15 protein-coding genes are annotated in these 18949 nt (G+C 31.8%); 13 read left to right on the top strand and 2 right to left on the bottom strand.

Features of this window, described 5'->3' with window-relative positions:
* Positions 1 to 27 precede the first annotated feature (27 nt).
* From ACZ49Z_RS19910 to ACZ49Z_RS19900, 3 genes are all read left to right on the top strand, one after another.
* Entirely contained in the window at positions 28 to 840 is an 813-nt protein-coding gene (locus ACZ49Z_RS19910; RefSeq protein ID WP_464306044.1) for a DUF1353 domain-containing protein, read from the top strand.
* Between the two features lie 327 nt (positions 841 to 1167).
* A complete protein-coding gene (locus ACZ49Z_RS19905) occupies positions 1168 to 4149 on the top strand; it encodes a VPS10 domain-containing protein (protein WP_464306043.1) in 2982 nt (993 codons plus the stop codon).
* Positions 4150 to 4298: 149 nt separating this feature from the next.
* Positions 4299 to 4817 carry a hypothetical protein gene (locus ACZ49Z_RS19900; protein ID WP_464306042.1) on the top strand — a complete coding sequence of 173 codons (519 nt, stop codon included), beginning with the start codon at positions 4299 to 4301 and terminating at the stop codon, positions 4815 to 4817.
* A 79-nt stretch (positions 4818 to 4896) separates the two neighbouring features.
* Here ACZ49Z_RS19900 and ACZ49Z_RS19895 read toward each other — a convergent pair whose 3' ends face one another.
* Positions 4897 to 5253, bottom strand: coding sequence for an RDD family protein (locus ACZ49Z_RS19895; protein ID WP_464306041.1), 357 nt, complete (start codon positions 5251 to 5253; stop codon positions 4897 to 4899).
* A gap of 427 nt (positions 5254 to 5680) precedes the next feature.
* On the opposite strand from ACZ49Z_RS19895, the gene ACZ49Z_RS19890 reads away from it, so the two are divergent.
* Genes ACZ49Z_RS19890 through proC form a run of 3 tightly spaced genes read left to right on the top strand, consistent with a single transcriptional unit; the run spans position 5681 to position 10110 of the window.
* Positions 5681 to 7297 carry a CTP synthase gene (locus tag ACZ49Z_RS19890; RefSeq protein WP_464306040.1) on the top strand — a complete coding sequence of 539 codons (1617 nt, stop codon included), beginning with the start codon at positions 5681 to 5683 and terminating at the stop codon, positions 7295 to 7297.
* A 38-nt stretch (positions 7298 to 7335) separates the two neighbouring features.
* Positions 7336 to 9246 carry a membrane protein insertase YidC gene (gene yidC, locus ACZ49Z_RS19885; RefSeq protein ID WP_464306039.1) on the top strand — a complete coding sequence of 637 codons (1911 nt, stop codon included), beginning with the start codon at positions 7336 to 7338 and terminating at the stop codon, positions 9244 to 9246.
* A 54-nt stretch (positions 9247 to 9300) separates the two neighbouring features.
* Positions 9301 to 10110 (top strand): pyrroline-5-carboxylate reductase, encoded by an 810-nt coding sequence (proC, locus tag ACZ49Z_RS19880; RefSeq protein WP_464306038.1) that lies wholly within the window; start codon positions 9301 to 9303, stop codon positions 10108 to 10110.
* 88 nt (positions 10111 to 10198) lie between these two features.
* Here the strand turns inward: proC and ACZ49Z_RS19875 are convergent, their stop codons facing one another.
* Positions 10199 to 11188, bottom strand: coding sequence for a fasciclin domain-containing protein (locus ACZ49Z_RS19875; protein WP_464306037.1), 990 nt, complete (start codon positions 11186 to 11188; stop codon positions 10199 to 10201).
* Between the two features lie 162 nt (positions 11189 to 11350).
* Here ACZ49Z_RS19875 and ACZ49Z_RS19870 point away from each other — a divergent pair, with 162 nt between their 5' ends.
* From ACZ49Z_RS19870 to pafA, 7 genes are read left to right on the top strand one after another with little or no spacing between them, the layout of a single operon-like run.
* On the top strand, positions 11351 to 12118 hold the full coding sequence (locus ACZ49Z_RS19870; RefSeq protein WP_464306036.1) for a toxin-antitoxin system YwqK family antitoxin: 768 nt from the start codon (positions 11351 to 11353) through the stop codon (positions 12116 to 12118).
* A gap of 11 nt (positions 12119 to 12129) precedes the next feature.
* The gene (mnmA, locus tag ACZ49Z_RS19865; protein WP_464306035.1) at positions 12130 to 13317 is read left to right on the top strand and encodes a tRNA 2-thiouridine(34) synthase MnmA; all 1188 of its coding nucleotides are present in this window, start codon (positions 12130 to 12132) and stop codon (positions 13315 to 13317) included.
* A 9-nt stretch (positions 13318 to 13326) separates the two neighbouring features.
* Positions 13327 to 14262 (top strand): sodium:calcium antiporter, encoded by a 936-nt coding sequence (locus tag ACZ49Z_RS19860; protein WP_464306034.1) that lies wholly within the window; start codon positions 13327 to 13329, stop codon positions 14260 to 14262.
* A 53-nt stretch (positions 14263 to 14315) separates the two neighbouring features.
* Positions 14316 to 15917: a S8 family serine peptidase gene (locus tag ACZ49Z_RS19855; RefSeq protein WP_464306033.1), complete on the top strand. Its 1602-nt coding sequence runs from the start codon at positions 14316 to 14318 to the stop codon at positions 15915 to 15917.
* A complete protein-coding gene (locus tag ACZ49Z_RS19850) occupies positions 15918 to 16862 on the top strand; it encodes an NAD(P)H-dependent flavin oxidoreductase (protein WP_464306032.1) in 945 nt (314 codons plus the stop codon).
* A gap of 9 nt (positions 16863 to 16871) precedes the next feature.
* Complete coding sequence (locus ACZ49Z_RS19845; RefSeq protein WP_464306031.1) at positions 16872 to 17282, top strand: hypothetical protein; 411 nt, start codon at positions 16872 to 16874, stop codon at positions 17280 to 17282.
* Between the two features lie 58 nt (positions 17283 to 17340).
* Positions 17341 to 18948: an alkaline phosphatase PafA gene (pafA, locus tag ACZ49Z_RS19840; RefSeq protein ID WP_464306030.1), complete on the top strand. Its 1608-nt coding sequence runs from the start codon at positions 17341 to 17343 to the stop codon at positions 18946 to 18948.
* Position 18949: the final 1 nt, after the last annotated feature.

Here is an 18949-nt window from a genome sequence, read left to right as displayed (position 1 = left end):
ATTTTAAGAGTGAAATACCTATAAAACATGAAAAAAATAAAGTTTTTAGACGGAAAAATAAAAGAAATGGCTCTTTTAGAAATCGAAAAAATAAATATTGATGAAATAAAAGAAGTCTTTGATGAAGTATCTAATGAATGGCAAAAACCAATGTTTGACAAAGATGTTTCAGTTTTTACAAACCCAGCCGAAAATGATTTTGAAGCCATGGGAGGGCAACCCTATTGGGGGCGATATAAAGCAGATCATAAAGTAAGAAACGGAGTAAGACAATTTTCAGCGATACTTTGGAATATCCCTTTTGGGCAATCATGGGAAGAGTGGGCAGAAAAAACACCAGCAAGAGTAAGAGGACATTACTTTCCAAAACCAACACGCTATAAAAGTAATGGTGTTAATTTATGGGGAGAATTCGATGTGCCCGATACAACATGTAACGCAACACCAAGTTACGGCTATTTTGAAGGAGTTTTTAATCCGGAATGGTTAGACGATGGCCGTAAAATGAGGTTAACAAGCGATGTGTTTTATATAGATCCATATGGGAAAAGATGGAAAGCTCCAGCAGGACATATAATAGACGGGGCTTCGATACCTTCTTTTCTTTGGAATATTGCAGGGCCTCCATTTGCAGGGAAATATAGATTCGCTTCTGTGTTTCACGATGTAGAATGCGATACAAGAGCAAATACTTTTGATGATGTTCATGATATGTTCTATTATGCAATGCTAGCCAAAGGTGTTAGTCCTGCGGAAGCTTGGTCAAAAGTAGAACCTACTAAAGCTTATCAACATGCCTTTGCGCATCATTTTGGTAAAAAATGGATTTTCTTTAGTTAATGCTTTAAAGAAGATTTAATAAAAAAGTGTCTGAGAGTAAAAATAAACGTTATGTTTAAAAAACTTTCAGGCACTTTCTTAGTGAATAATGTTTTTGAGTATGATTTTATGAAAGTTATCTATAAAGTAAAAGAAACAAATGATTTGGCATCGAGTTGTAGTTATTAAAAGAAAGAAAATAATGTTTTTTGTGTTTTTTGTGTTTTTTGTTTGCGATTAAAGTAAATTAAAATTAAGTTTACAAAATAAAACATCTTAATTTATAATTAATTGATAATTAGTTGTTTTGGGGTGTTTTAAAAAAATAACCTACTTAAATATATTTATATGAAGAATTACATTACTTTATTAAGTTTCCTGTTCTTAGCAAGCAATGCTTGGTCTCAAGAATACAAAGAAATGATGATTAAAGGAACCTACACAGTTCAAGAAATTCAAGCTAAAGCTGAAGCTCATTTTGCTATAGTTGGTAAAGAAAGAGGAACAGGCTATAAGCCCTATAAAAGATGGGAATATAACGCTTTAAGAAATATGGATGAAAATGGGATGTTAAAAACTCCCGAGTTTTATTATAATGAATTAGAAAATTATACCCAATACCTAAATAATAATAGCAATGTTTTTTCAAAGACAGCACAAGGAACTTGGGAAGAAGTTGGGCCAACCTATTGGAGCGATAATAATTCTAATGGATGGAATCCTGGAGTAGGAAGAATTACTTCAGTTAGTGTGGAAAGCGCAAATAGAAACCATATTATTGTGGGAGCAGATACAGGTGGTGTTTGGAGAACTGTTGATGGTGGAACTACTTGGACGGTTCTGACAGATAATTTGTCGAATTTAAGAGTCTCAGCTTTAGCAATTAACCCATTAGACAATACAAACTATTTTTGGGGATCTTCTAATGGAACTATCTTTACTTCAACTGACTCAGGAAGTACTTGGTCATTGTTGTCAGATACTGGAGATGGAACTGTAAATAAAATATTAATAGATCCTACAGACGATACCAAAATGTATTGCAGTGCGCAAAACGGAGGGATTTATAAGTCAACAGATTCTGGTGTAACTTGGACAATTATCCATGCTTTAGCAACAACAGGCTACGATGTAGAGTTTAAACCAGGTGTAACAAGTACAATCTATGCAACAGGAAATAGATATTTTAAATCTGTAGATGGAGGAGTTACATTTACTACTGAAAATGCGTTAAGCATGTATCAACAAGAATATGTATCTGGAACTACAAATTGGGATTCTGCCCCTTCAAATCAAAATGGAAGTGTGCTACCTAAAACGGGGAATGGTTTAGGGTTGTTTTATATTAGCAACTATAGTCATCCAGTAACACGTTTAGTTCCACCAGTAGTAAATTTAACTGGAGCAACTGCTCCAAAACTTAAATTTTCCTACACAAACGTGAGCTGGGATTCTGATATTGATGAATTAAAAGTGTTGTATAAAACATCATTAGGAGGAACTTGGACAGTATTAGCAACTTATACAGCAGAAACAACTGCTTGGCAAGATATTACGCTAAATTTACCAAATCCGTCTTCTGAATATTATGTAGCATTTGAAGGAAAATCTAATTATGGAAGAGGATTAACTTTAGACGATGTGAGAATTGAAGATCCTACTTTAGGGGTGCTTTTTGAAAACGGATTTGAATCAAATTCACCACTTTCAACAGGACCAAAAATGATGGGTGTTTCACCAAATAATCCAAATGTAGTATATATTTTAGAAGCTGAAAATGGAAAATTTGGAGCATTTTATAGATCTACAGATAGTGGTAACTCATTTACAAAGCTAAATCATGGCACCAATAACTATTTTGGATATAGCTCTACTGCAAATGATGACAGAGGACAAGCTCCAAGAGATATGGATATTGCAGTAAACCCTAATGATGCGAACGATGTGCATATAGCAGGTATTCTATCTTGGAGATCAACTAACGCAGGAGATTCTTTTACAATTACTTCTCAATGGGTACCGGGTAATGCTGCTAGTGAAAATATTGGCTATTGCCATGCAGATATTGATATCATGGAGTATGTTGGAGATAAATTATATGTTGGTAGCGATGGAGGTATTTTTGTTGCAGAAAATCCTTTAGTTGTAAATAGTAATTATTATACCGATTTAAGTACTGGACTAGGTATTAGACAATTCTATAAAATTGGAGTAAATCAGAACGAACCAGAAGTAATTACAGGAGGAGCACAAGACAATGGAGCTTCAGTATTCACAAATACTGGAGTTTGGAAAGATTGGTTGGGAGCTGATGGAATGGAGACATTTGTAGATAAAACAAATAATAACATTTTGTACGGAACAACTCAAAATGGGTCATTGTATAGATCAAATAATCAAGGAACTACCTATTTTGGGTTAAATTCACCAGACAATAAAGAAGGGAACTGGATCACGCCATTTGAACAAGATCCATTAATTGCAAATAGAATATATTCAGGATATGATAAAGTATATCGCTCGAATGATGGTGGATCTACTTGGACTGCAATTTCTCAATCATTTGGTAATAATTTAAATCATTTAAAAATTGCACCATCAAACAATAACATTATGTTTGCCTCATTAGGTAGTACATTATATAAAACTACTAACGGAGGAACAACAAATTGGACAACACTAACTGGTTTCTCTGGAAATATCAATTCTATTGCGATTCATCCAACCGATGCTAATAAAATTGCAATTGCAACAACAGGAGCACAAAAAGTATATGTAAGTACAGACGGAGGAGCAACATGGACAAGTTATTTAAAAAATCTTCCTAATTTTAGTGCACTCGCATTAACATGGACCAATTACTTGCAAGAAGGTTTATATGTTGGAATGAATTATGGAGTATATTATATAGCAACTGCGAATCCTGCTGCAGAATGGTTGCCATTTAGTAATAATTTGCCAAATGTTCAAATAAGTGAATTAGAAATTAACACAGCGAGTAATAAATTATTTGCAGGAACTTATGGAAGAGGATTGTGGAAATCGAATCTTTTTGATCCTGGAGCATTAAATACAAGCGAATTTGAAGCATTAAATTCAGTGAAATTATTTCCAAATCCAGCTTCAGATGTTGTAAGTTTAGTTTGGGATAAAAATGAAAATGTGACTATAAAAATCTATAACACATTAGGGAAATTGGTTTACTATGCGAAAGATAAAAGTTTAATGAATACATTAGAAATAAATACAGCGAACTTTGATGCAGGAATCTATTTTGTTAATGTAAATACCGTTAACGGATTTATGACGAAAAAGTTAATCATAGAGTAATTCATTTTTTTAGTATATGATGAAAGTCCAATAACACAAGCTGTTATTGGACTTTTTTTTGAATATATAATCGGAAGTTTTCTTTATAATTAATTTTTGGCATGACTATTGGATAATCATTACTATCAAAAATATTAAACGAAATAGTTATGAAAAAATTTACTTTAATTTTAGCTTTAATCGGGATGATTTCGCTACAAAGTTGTGTTACAGAAGAAGTAGTAACTCCAAATCCAATTGATAATGATACCATTGCTGAGGTGTTTGAATATTCTAATGTAGATTTTCATTCAGGAAATAATTTTAGTGTGTTTTTAGATTTTCCTCATCCTATTTATGCTTCTGATATGGTTTTAGTTTACCATTTATATGAAGTGAATAATGGGAATGATGTTTGGAGATTAATGCCACAAACATATTACTTAAATGGTGGTGGTGAATTAGATTATAATTTTGATTTTACTCGTTTTGATGCGACTGTATTTTTAGATGCTAATTTCAATTTAAATACATTAGATCCAAGTTGGTCTCAAAATCAAGTTTTTAGAGTGGTTGTAATTCCTGCATTTTTTGCAAATAAAAATGCATTAGATATTAATAATTTCGAAGCGGTAATTAATTATTATAAAATTAAGGAGGCACAATTTAAAAAGGTAACCCAAAAATAGCATTTTTTAAAATAAAAGATAACGAAAAGAGCTCTGCATTTGCAGAGCTCTTTTTTGTATTGCTACTTTATTTATTAAACTAAACGTTTACAACTCTTGTTTTAGCGATACCGTCACCAAGTCTAGGTTTGTCTAATAAAACTAAGATTGGATCAACGATAATCAATAATAAAGTTATGTTTCTCATTAAACTAGTCATAAAATCACCTTTTAGAGAACTTCCATCTTCTCTTACGGCTTTATATTTCATGATTCTTTTACCAATACTTTGCCCTTCAAATAAGGCATCCTTTATTAGTAAATAAATCAGACTCAATAAAGAAATAATGTTGTCTATCATATTTAACCCCAAAAAACCTAAAATATAAGCGGGTATTGAAAAAATTAGACCATCAATAAATAATGCTAAAAACCTGTTTAATTTTGATACTTTCATTTTTTATATATTTAATTGTTTAGTATCTAAATGTATGAAAAAAAAGTTAAATTTTAACATTTGTGATTTTAATTTAATGAATAAATAAAATTTTGAATAATAAAGATGAAGTAAGATATTCTGAGTTAATAGATTTTAAAACAGCAGCAATTATAGAAAATAGGGACAAATATTAAAAAGTGACTAACAAAAAGAATAATACTACACTAATTACGTAAAGCTTTATATTTAGTTAAAATATAAAGTGGCATTTTTTGTAGCAGATTTCTAAAGCATAATTTGGTTTAGGACTAAATTCTAATTTTCGCAAATCTAAATTGTCAAATTCATAAATTTAGTTGTACTTTTGCCACGTTTTTTAATAAACAAGGTATAACAACTATAGTATCTAAATTTAGATCAATACAACTACAAAACATAATACACAATGAATCAGACAAAGTATATTTTTGTTACAGGAGGTGTAACTTCTTCTCTAGGGAAAGGAATTATTGCAGCTTCTTTAGCTAAATTGTTACAGGCACGAGGGTATAGGACAACTATTCAGAAATTTGATCCTTATATAAATGTAGATCCTGGGACATTAAATCCTTACGAACATGGAGAATGCTATGTTACAGATGATGGGGCTGAGACTGATTTAGATTTAGGACACTATGAGCGTTTTCTTAACGTACCCACTTCTCAAGCAAATAATGTTACAACTGGTAGAGTCTATTTATCTGTTATTGAAAAAGAGCGAAGAGGAGAGTTTTTAGGAAAAACAGTACAAGTAGTACCTCATATCACAAACGAAATCAAACAACGCATGCAGTTACTTGGGCAAAGCGGAGAATTTGATATCGTAATTACAGAGATAGGAGGAACAGTTGGAGATATAGAGTCTTTACCTTATATAGAATCTGTTCGTCAATTATTATGGGAATTAGGTGATGAAAATGGAATTGTAATCCATTTAACTTTGGTGCCTTTTCTTGCAGCTGCTGGTGAATTGAAAACAAAACCAACACAACATTCTGTAAAAACTTTAATGGAAAGCGGAATTAAAGCAGATATTTTAGTTTGTAGAACAGAACACGAATTATCTGATGATTTACGTCAAAAATTAGCTATTTTTTGCAACGTAAAAAAAGAAGCTGTTATCCAATCTATAGATGCATCAACAATCTATGATGTACCTAATCTAATGTTAAAAGAAGGATTAGATATTGTTACTTTAAAAAAATTAGGTCTATCAGAAAAAAACAATCCCGATTTAACAAATTGGAATGAATTTCTTCAAAAGCATAAAAATCCTAAACATGAAGTTAATATTGGTTTAGTTGGAAAATATGTAGAATTGCAAGATTCATATAAGTCAATTTTAGAAGCTTTTATACATGCTGGTGCTGCCAACGAGACAAAAGTTAATGTAGTTTCGATACATTCAGAATATTTAGATGTCAAAACGGCAGAAGAACAACTAAAAGGCCTAGATGGCATATTAGTTGCTCCAGGTTTTGGTAATCGTGGAATAGAAGGGAAAATTGACACCGTTAAATATGCGAGAGAAAATAATATTCCATTTTTAGGAATTTGTTTAGGAATGCAAATGGCAGTCATAGAATTTTCAAGAAATATCTTAGGTTTTGCAGATGCAAACTCAATAGAGATGAATGAAAATACAGCTTATCCAGTTATTAATTTAATGGAAGAACAAAAAGATATTGTTAATAAAGGAGGAACAATGCGTTTAGGTGCTTGGAAATGTATTTTAAAAGAAAACACATTAGCACACGCTATTTATGGTAAAACAGAAATAATGGAACGTCATCGTCACCGTTACGAATATAACGGAAAATATTTGAACGAATTAGAAAAAGCTGGTTTAAAAGCTTCAGGAATAAACCCAGATACAGGTTTAGTAGAAGTTGTAGAAATTGAAAACCATCCATTTTTTATAGGAGTACAATATCATCCGGAATACAAAAGTACAGTAGCAAATCCACACCCGCTTTTTGTAAGTTTAGTGGCTGCAGCTGTCAAACATAAAAATAAAAAATAACGGGTTTACAATAATAAGTAAACTGAATACTATTTTAAATGGAAGAAAAAAAGTTTGATTTTAAATCAATTATCGGTTTTGTATTAATTTCTGGAGTATTAATGTGGATGATGTATTCAAATGCACCAACACCAGAAGAAATAAAAGCAAAAGAAAAGTTAGAACAAGCTCAAAAAGAGAATAAGGGAGCAACTGAAAAAACAACAGAGAAATTAGTAGAAACAACTTCTATAGTTGCAAATGATTCATTGTCGCAGGAAAAAGCAAAAGCTGCCTTGGGAACTTTTGCTTATTCTGCAACTTTACCTTCGGCTAAAGATGATTTTACAGAAATTAAAAACGATGTTCTTTCTTTAAAAATAGCCAATAAAGGAGGTTATATTGTTGATGCAACTATTCTTGGATTTGATCAGTTTGAAAAAGATTCTAAAAAAGCAGTTAAACTGATAAAAGAGAATAATGCTAAACTGGATTTAACAATCAATACTGTAGATAATCGTGTTCTTCATACTAAAGACTTGTTTTTTGAGCCTAATTACACAAAAGAAGGTGAAAATCAGGTTCTTACAATGCGTCTTAAAGCGGGGCCAAATCAATTTTTAGAGTATCGTTATGTTTTAAAACCAGGTAACGAATACATGTTAGATTTTGGGATTCGTTCTCAAGGTTTGGAAAATGTAATAAATCCTACAAAGCCAATAGATTTAGAATGGCAGTTAAAATCATTCCGTAATGAGAAAAGTATTTCTTATGAAAATAGATATACAGAATTGGTTTTTGAGTATGAAGGAGGAAAAGACGACTATTTAAACGCTGCTAAAGATTCGGAAGATGAAGCGAAAGATGTTTCTTATGTTGCTTTCAAGCAACATTTATTTACTTCTATACTGTTAACAGACACCCCTTTTAAAACAGCAAAATTTAAATCTGACAATTTAGTCGATGAAGAAGGAAACGATTCTGTTTATACAAAGAATTTTGTAGCACAATTGCCTTTAGAAGTAAAAAGTGGGGTTGTAAATTATAATATGAATTGGTATTATGGACCATCTAAATATGATATTTTAAATAAGTATGATAGAAATTTAGATGAAATAATGCCATTAGGCTGGGGAATTTTTGGTTGGATAAACCGATATGTTTTTATACCTGTTTTCGGATTCATTTCTGGAATTGGAATTGGTTATGGGGTTGCAATCATTATTTTTACTATTTTAGTAAGAATTGCAATGTCTCCTGTAACATATAAATCATATGTTTCACAGGCGAAAATGAAAGTATTGCGTCCTGAAATTGCAGAATTGAATGAAAAATTCAAGGACAATGCAATGAAGAAGCAACAAGAAACAATGAAGCTATATTCCAAAGCTGGTGTAAACCCTATGGCAGGTTGTTTGCCCGCTTTAATGCAAATGCCAGTTTTCTATGCATTGTTTCAGTTTTTCCCATCAATGTTCGATTTAAGACAGAAAAACTTCCTTTGGGCAGATGATTTATCGTCATATGATGCATTATTAACTTGGAAACAAGACATTCCTGTAATTTCATTCATTACTGGAAATCATATAAGTTTGTTTGCCTTGTTGGCAGCAATAGCTATCTTCTTCTACATGAAAATGACAACGGGGGATCAACAAATGAGTGCTCCAACACAAGAAGGTATGCCAGATATGGGGAAAATCATGAAAATCATGATTTATATTTCTCCATTAATGATGTTATTTTTCTTTAATAACTATGCCTCTGGTTTATCTTTATATTACTTTGTATCGAATTTAATTACTATCGGAATCATGTTAGTAATTAAAAACTATATCGTAAAAGAAGATAAAATCCTTGCTAAAATTCAGGAGAATAAAGCAAAACCCAAAGCAGAAAGCAAGTTCCAAAGAAAAATGAGGGAAATGATGGAACAAGCCGAAGCGCAAAAAAAAGCGAATAAAAAATAAATTTATAAAGCCCTGCAATTAGCAGGGTTTTTTGTTTAAAAAAAACTTTTTATTATGAGAATATTAATCGTTGGTTATGGAAATATGGGACAAACCTATGCGAATAGTTTTGTGAGCTCAGGTTTTGTATCTTCTTCAGATATTTTAGTTTTGAATAGAAGTGAAGTGGATAAGAAAAAGCGTTTTTCAATTGAAAAATCTAATTTTCATACAAAACCATCTTCAGAGATTTTTGATGTCGATATTATTATTATCGCTGTTAAACCGCAAGACTTTAATGCTCTAGTTGCTTCGATTGGAGAATTTGTTAATGAAGCGCATATTATTTTGTCGGTAATGGCAGGAATTACCATTCAATCTTTGAAAGAAAGTTTCAATTGCCCTAAAATTGTTCGTTCAATGCCTAATATTCCAACACAAATTGGATTGGGAATGACTGTTTTTTGTGCTTCATCGGATATTGATAGGAAAGAACTTTTTATTGTTCAAAATTTAATAAATACTACAGGAAAATCAATTTATATCGAAAAAGAAGCGATGTTAAATGCAGCAACAGCAGTTTCAGGAAGTGGACCAGCCTATGTTTTTTATTTTATGAATGCAATGATACAATCTGCCATGCAACTTGGCTTTTCTAAATCTGAAGCAGAATTTTTAGTGAGTCAAACATTTATAGGAGCTGTTCAATTGCAAAATCGCAGTAATCTTTCTCATGAAGAATGGATTGCTAAGGTAGCTTCAAAAGGAGGCACTACAGAAGCAGCTTTGAATATTTTTAACACACAAAATCTTAACGATATTGTATTGGAAGGAATTGAATCAGCTAATCTGAGAGCAATAGCTTTAGGAAGTAAAAATGACTAATGCTAGTTTTGATTTGAATTTCTGCTTTAAGCAAAATAGCTCGATTCAAATAATCGAGCTATTTTAAAAAAAACAAATTAGAACGTAATTAAAGGCTAGGTTGTAATACTTTATTAACAATATGAATAATACCATTTTCACATTGAATATCTACTGTCGTTATTTCCGCTTGTGAAGCTGATGTGTCAGTTATTTTTGGTGATGTAGGAACACTTAAATCAATAGTGATGTCTTGGGCAGGATCTGTAATCATAGCTACCACTTGTCCATTAGTTAAAGTAGAAGATAATACATTTCCAGCAGCAGTAACATGATATTGTAATACTTTAGAAACTTGTGCTGGCGTTGCTCCAACTGCAAAACCGTTTCCTGTAGTAGCTTCTGTAAAAGCAGCATTTGTTGGTGCGAAAACAGTTAATGGAGCTGTGTTTGTCGTTAAAGCGGTAGCGACTGCACTTTGATCACCAAAACCATTTCCATTACTGTCTGTACTTGTAACCACTGTTACTAAAGTTGAAAGATTTGGATTTGCTTTCACATGATCAATTATGCTTGCAAGACCTATTACTTTATCAACTTGGTGAATAATTCCATTTGTTGCTGCAATATTAGCTCCCGTTACAGTCGCAATACCATTAATCTTTACACCACTAGTTAAGTCAATATATAGGCTTAAATTATTTGTAGATGAAGCAGATCCTTTAGCTAAAGAATTAACATATCCAGATGTTAAATCATTTGAAGTAAATTTTCCATTTACTACATGGTTAAGTAATATTTTTTCTAAAGTTGCAACAGGTACATCATCTAGTGAAGCAAATCCATTAGCGGTTAAAAATGCATCAAAAGCTTCATTTGTTGGAGCAAAAACAGTAAAAGGACCATTTTGGTCTAATGTTTGCACTAAACCAGCTTTGTTTAGTGCTGTAACTAATGTTGTGAATTGAGGAGCTCTTGATGCAACACCAGCAATACTATTATTGATGGCTTCTACGTTATCATCATCAGAACATGAAAACATCGTTACAAATGTAGTAGCGATTAAAGTTAATTTGATTAATTTTGCAAAGTTTTTCATAGCAATTTTATTTTATTGTTTAAGCAAATCTATAAAAACATTAAACAAAAAGAAAGTTTATTTTAAAAAAATAAACTAAAAGTGTAAAGTTTAACTTTATGTTACGTTTTGTTTAATTAAAAGTCTAATTGAAGTTTAAAATAACTAAAAAAGCATATACAAATGTTAATAAAGAAAATATTTTCCGTTTTTTTACTCATAATATGTAGTATAACATATCCACAAAGTGATTATAACAAATTTGACGATAAAGGTAAAAGACATGGTGTTTGGAAAGGAATATATGAAAAATCCAAGCGACCAAGATATGAGGGTACTTTTAATCATGGTAAAGAAGTTGGTATTTTTAATTATTTTGATGATACAAAGGCGGGGACAATTATTGCGACACGAGATTTTAGTAAAGGAGATGGTTCTTGTTATGTAGTTTTCTATGATCAGAAAAAAAATAAGGTTAGTGAAGGGAAATTAATGAATAAGCTTTCAGAAGGAGAATGGAAATATTATCATTTTGAAAGTGATCAAATAATGACAGTAGAAAATTATAAAGCAGGTAAGCTTAATGGCGTGAAAAAAGTATACTACAGAAGTGGCTCTTTAGCCGAACAAGCTAACTATGTTAATGGTGCTTTAGAAGGAGTTTATAAAAAATTTGCAGAAAATGATACTGTTTTAGAAGAATTAAATTATAAAAATGGCCAATTGCATGGAGTTGCTATTTTTTATGATGGAAAGGGTAAGGTTAATTTAAAAGGAGAATATAAGAATAATCGAAAATGGGGTTATTGGGAGACTTATGAAGATGGTAAATTAGTTAAAACTGAAAAAATATCTAAAGAGACTAGAAAAACATTTAAGCTTGAAAAAACAAACGATGGAAAATTGGTTCCTTCAGATTCAAAAGTAGATAAATCGAGCGACAAAAAATAATATTATTCAAAATGAAGAGAGTAGTTGTAGGACTTTCAGGGGGTGTAGATTCAAGTGTTGCTGCCTATTTATTACAAGAACAAGGTTATGAAGTCATTGGTCTTTTTATGAAAAATTGGCACGACGATTCTGTAACAATTTCAAATGAATGTCCTTGGTTAGAAGATAGTAATGATGCACTTTTAGTAGCAGAAAAATTAGGGATTCCTTTTCAAACTGTTGACCTGTCTGAAGAGTATAAAGAAAAAATTGTGGATTATATGTTCCATGAATACGAACAAGGCAGAACACCAAATCCAGATGTTCTCTGTAATCGAGAAATTAAGTTTGATGTGTTTATGAAGATAGCGTTGTCTCTTGGGGCAGATTATGTTGCAACAGGGCACTATTGCAGAAAAGGCACTATTCATAATGATGGTGAAGAAACCTATCAATTATTAGCGGGTAAAGACTCTAATAAAGATCAGTCCTATTTTCTTTGCCAATTATCTCAAGAGCAGTTAGCAAAGGCATTATTTCCTATTGGAGAATTAACAAAACCAGAGGTAAGAGCAATTGCAACTAAATTAGATTTAATTACTGCAGAGAAAAAAGATTCACAAGGTTTGTGTTTCATTGGGAAAGTTCGTTTACCAGAGTTTCTTCAACAAAAATTACAACCAAAAGAAGGTGTGATAATAGAAGTAGATGCGGCAGCAGCAGTTTTTAAAGATAGTAAAACAGATTTTTCAAATGAAGAAGAAAAGTTTGCATACGAAGCTAGAAAAAGAGATTATTCTAATCAGTTAGGAAAAGTTGTTGGAAAGCACCAAGGTGCGCACTATTTCACTAAAGGACAAAGAAAAGGTTTAAATGTTGGAGGAACTAAGGAAGCATTGTTTGTCATTGAAACTGATGTTGAAAAAAATATAATATATACAGGGCAAGGTAATACTCATCCAGGATTATTAAAAAGAGCATTATTTATAAAAAACGACGAAGTGCATTGGATTCGTGAAGATTTGGCATTGCAACCTAATCAAACAATGGATGTCATGGCAAGAATTCGTTATCGTCAAGAACTTCAAGAAGCAACATTGCATCAATTTGAAGCAGGAATGTATGTTGTTTTTAATGAACCACAATCAGCAATCACAGAAGGTCAGTTTGTAGCTTGGCATAAAGATGATGAAGTACTAGGAAGTGGGGTAATCGCATAAATTATTTATATGAATATAATATATATTATTAGTGGACTAATTCTTTTAGTTGTGGGTGGAAATTGGCTTTTAAAATCATCTGTAGGGCTTTCACTTCGATTGAATATTTCTAAAATTATTGTGGGTTTAACAGTAGTTTCATTTGCAACATCTGCTCCTGAAATGATTGTTAGTATTCAAGCTGCTTTAGACGGTTTCCCAGATATTGCTCTCGGAAATGTAATCGGATCTAATGTGGGTAATATAGGTTTGGTATTAGGGGTTATTTTGCTAATAAATACAATTCAAGTAGATAATAGTTTTTATGTAACCGATTGGCCTACGAAAATGATTGCCTCTACATTGCTATTCGTGTTTTTGTCTATTGATGGTGGACTAACCCGTTTGGATGGAATTATTTTTATTTCGGTTTTATTTGTTTTTTTAATCATTTTAATACGAAATAATAAAAAAGTTAGCATAGATTTAGAAGTACCAACAGAGACTAATATGCCCTATTTAAACATTGTTGCTTTTTTAATTTTAGGAGGATTTGCCTTGTGGGGAGGTTCTGAGCTTTTGGTTGAAGGAGCAGTGAATTTGGCAGAGGATATGGGGGTTAGTAAGCGTGTTATAGCGGTTACATTTGTTTCAATTGGAACAAGCATCCCCGAATTAGCTTCATCAATAATAGCGGCAATTAAAAAAGAAAATGATATCTCTGTAGGAAATATTATTGGCTCAAATATATTTAATATTCTGAGTGTTTTAGGAGTTACTGCAATAATTAAGCCTATAGAAAAAGTAGATGTTAGAATTATTAGTCAAGACATATATTGGATGCTTGCTTTCGCGTTTATTTTACTGCCTTTAGTGCTTCTTCCAAAGCGAGGAAGCCTTAGCTTTAAAGCAGGATTGTTGCTGCTAACTGCCTATGGTGTTTTTTTATATTTTACAGTTATATAGTTATGTAATTGTCAGATTTTCATATATTTGAATGTAAATCATTAAATTAAATTATGAAAACACGACTATCATTAATAATTTTATTTTTTTCAGTTTTTATAACTGCACAAGAGGAGGCTTGGGTCTATTTTATAGATAAGCCTGATGTCAACTATTATATGAGCAATCCATTAGAAATGCTGACTCAGAGGGCATTAGATAGAAGGACTGCTCAAAATATTCCTCTAGATAATTTAGATATTCCAATAGCAAATAGCTATATCAACCAAGTTGAAAATGCAACGGGGATTACTGTGATGGCTAAATCAAAATGGTTAAACGCTTTGCATATTAGAGGGACTCAAGCCAATATTCAAGCATTAACAGCATTAGCCTTCGTAGATCATGTTGAATTTGCAAATCGCTCATTGAATAAAATGGGTACCTATATTGTAGAGAATAAAACACAAGAAGAAAATGATGTTTTAGCAAATTACAACTACGGTAATTCGAGTAATCAAATTCAAATGTTAAACGGACATTTGTTGCACCAACAAAATTATACAGGACAAGGAAAAATAATAGCAGTATTTGATGCTGGTTTTCCTGGAGTAAACACAGCCGCTCCTTTTCAAAGACTGTTCAATAATAATTTAATACTAGGAGGATATAATTTTCCAGATAGGAATACAGATATTTATACTAGAAACTCACATGGAACCAATGTTCTTTCTACAATGGGAGGGTATGCAGATGGTCAATTAGTAGGAACTGCACCCGACGCACAATACTATTTATTCATTACAGAAGATGTAGCTGGTGAAAACCCTGTGGAAGAATCGTATTGGGTAGAAGCTCTTGAAATGGCAGATAGTTTAGGAGTAGATGTCGTAAATTCTTCTTTAGGTTATGCCAATTATGACAATCCTAATTATAGCTACAGTTACTCACAAAGAAATGGGCAAGTGGGTTTTGCTTCTAGAGCGGCTTCATTAGCTCTTTCCAAAGGGATTGTTTGTGTTATTAGCGCAGGCAATGATGGGGATGATGTAGAAAAGCATATTAGTATTCCAGCAGATGCAGACAATATATTGACAGTTGGGGCTGTAACAAGTACAGAAGCCTATGCCTCATTTAGTTCTATTGGTCCTTCATTTGATGGGAGAGTTAAACCCGATGTTTGTGCAAGAGGACAAGCAGCAACAGTGAGTAGTACGACAGGAAATATAACAACTTCAAATGGAACGTCATTTTCTAGTCCAATTTTAGCTGGAATGGTAGCTACTTTTTGGTCTGCAGTGCCCAATTTAACAGCAGCAGAAGTGATTCAATTTGTAAGAGAATCTGCTGATCAGTTTACAGCACCAGACAACTTCAAAGGCTATGGTGTTCCAGATTTTCAATTAGCACTAAATAATGCGCTTTCTACGACTAGCTTTGATAAAGTAGCTGTAAAAATATTTCCAAATCCCTTCAATACCTTTTTAACAATAGAAAATTATAATAGTTTAGAAGGAAAATTTAGATTATATAATAATTTGGGAATGAAAGTTTTAGAAATAAATGTTAATGAGTTTACTCAGAAAATTCAAATGGATAATTTATCTTCCGGTATCTATCTTTATGATTTTTCTTCGAATAATAGTACCTTGCAAGGGAAATTAATCAAACAGTAAATGAATAGAATAACACAACTTTTTAATATTAAATATCCTATCATTCAAGGCGGTATGATTTGGAACAGTGGTTATAAACTAGCAAGTGCAGTAAGTAATGCTGGTGGACTTGGATTAATAGGAGCAGGGTCAATGTATCCTGAAGTATTAAGAGAACATATCCAAAAATGTAAAAAAGCAACAAATAAACCTTTCGGAATTAATGTCCCAATGTTGTATCCTAACATTGAAGAGATAATGAATATTATTGTTGAAGAAGGAGTAAAAATTGTTTTCACTTCTGCTGGAAACCCGAAAACTTGGACTTCTTTTTTAAAGGAAAATGACATAACCGTTGTGCATGTTGTTAGTAGCTCTAAATTTGCATTAAAAGCACAAGAAGCTGGAGTAGATGCGGTTGTAGCAGAAGGATTTGAAGCAGGGGGACACAATGGAAGGGAAGAAACGACTACCTTAACATTAATCCCAATGGTTAAAGAAAATATAACCATTCCATTAATTGCCGCAGGTGGTATAGCTACAGGTAGAGGAATGCTTGCTGCAATGACGCTTGGTGCAGATGGAGTGCAAATGGGAAGTAGGTTTGCAGCATCAACAGAATCAAGTTCTCATGATGATTTTAAGAAAACAATTGTAGAAACCAAAGAAGGAGATACGGTGTTAACTTTAAAAGAATTGGCACCTGTTCGATTGATTAAAAATAAATTTTTTAATGAATTGCAGGAGTTATATTCAAAATGTCCAACTCCTGAAGATTTGAAAACTTTGCTCGGAAGAGCAAGGGCTAAAAGAGGTATGTTTGAAGGAGATTTGGAAGATGGAGAATTAGAAATTGGTCAAATTGCTGGGTTAATTCATGAAATACTTCCTGTTGAAACGATTGTTCATAATGTTATTAATGAATTTCAAGTTGCCAAAGAAGAAATAAATAAATTTGACTTTTAAATAGAAGTAATGAAAAAAATCAAATATCTAGTTTTTATATTTTCGTTAATTGCTAGTTTTGCAGCTGCACAACAGTTTAGTTTTCAGTCTACTGCATTATCTGTGTTGCAGAAAAACAGGAATGGAGAATGGGGAAAATGGTCAACTCCAAAGCCAACAACCGTTATTGCAAAATTAGATTATGATCATGATAAGATTATAATCTATTCTTCAGAAATTCAGCATTATAGAATTATAGAGTATTTACCTAAAGAAGTTTCAGAAGTAGATGAAATCAATTCCTATTTGTGTAGAAATATAGAAGGTATTCCTGTGAAAATTTCGTTTATTGTTCGAACAGATTTAGGAAATAAAACACAACTCTATGTATATAATGAAGATTTTGTTTTTTGTTATGATATTATCGAAGTAACAAAGTAAACATGAAAAATGAACATATTTTTCTATGTATAAATTTTTTAACAGTAGCTATTCACCCATGAAAAAATTTTTAGTATTTTTTGCAGTATTAAGCATAATACAAATACAAGCGCAAGACAAACCCAAATTAGTAGTAGGAATTGTAGTAGATCAGATGAAAATGGAATATTTATACCGTTTTTCAGATGATTATTCAGAAAATGGTTTCAAACGTTTAATGGATAAAGGATTTACATTTCATAACATGCATTATAATTATATGCCAACCTATACAGGTCCTGGACATGCTGCTGTTTATACAGGAACTACTCCAAATGTAAATGGAATAGTAGGTAATAATTGGTTTAATAAATCCATAGGAAAAGAAATGTATTGTACAGATGATGCTTCTGTAAGTACTTTAGGAAATGGAACTGATTATGAAGGGAAAATGTCACCAAAAAATTTATTAAGTACCACAATTACAGATGAATTAAAATTAGCAACTAATTTTAAAGGAAAAGTTATCGGTATCAGTCTAAAAGATAGAGGTGCAATTTTACCGGCTGGACATTTTGCAAATTGGGCGTTTTGGTATAGTAAAACAGGTTCTTTTGTTTCAAGTACATATTATGGAGAAGCTTTGCCAGATTGGGTAACTACTTTCAATAATGAAAAACATTATGAGAAATACCTAAATATACAATGGGATTTATTCAAGCCGAAAGAAGTGTATAATGAAAGTTTGAATGATAATAATCCGTATGAAGGTAAAATGTTTAAGAAAACACCTTTTTTTCCATATAATATGAAAGAAATGTATGAAAGCAATGATGCAGGTGTTTTACGTTCAACTCCATTTGGGAATAATTTGATTGTTGATTTTGCGAAAAGAGCAATCGAAAAAGAAGCTTTAGGAAAAGATGAAATTACAGACTTCTTAACAGTTAGTTTTTCTTCGACTGATTATATCGGACATTTATTGGGGCCTAGATCTATAGAATTACAAGATGCTTATTTGCGTTTAGATCAAACTATTGCCGAGTTTTTAACATATTTAGATAAAACGGTAGGTAAGAATAATTATTTGATTTTTTTAACCGCAGATCATGCTGGTGCAGAAAATGTTACCTATTTGAAAGATAATAAATATAATGTAGATAATATTAGTTCGAAAAAAGTAATAAACGATTTAGAAACATTTTCAAAAGAAAAATACGGTGAAAATTTGGTGTTAGAATATTCAAATTCGAATGTGTTTTTTAATAAAGAAATAATTGCTGCAAGTAACTTAGATATTGAAGAAGTTAAGCAATCTTTTAAAGAGTTTTTCTATACTCAAAAGTTTGTTAGAAGAGTCTATACTGACAATGAAATTCTTGCTGGTTCAGAAGGCGACATGTATTTGAAGTTTATTGCAAATGGTTATGATCCAATTCAAAATGGAGAATTGGTAGTTTTAGAAAAGCTAGGATATTTAGAATATGGTAGTACAGGAACCACGCATGGATCGCCCTATACATATGATACCCATGTGCCTTTAATTTTTTATGGCTGGAAAATAAATCAAGGTAAATCCTACAATAAAAAAGCAATTACCCAAATTGCACCAACCTTAGCATTAAAACTAAAAATAACACTACCAAACGGAACAGAAGCAGAAGTTTTAGAGGAAATTTTAGAATAAA

Source organism: Flavobacterium sp. KY-23415 (genome assembly GCF_055384985.1).
The sequence above is the reverse complement of the archived record's forward strand: the minus strand, read 5'-3'. Positions and strand labels throughout refer to the sequence as shown.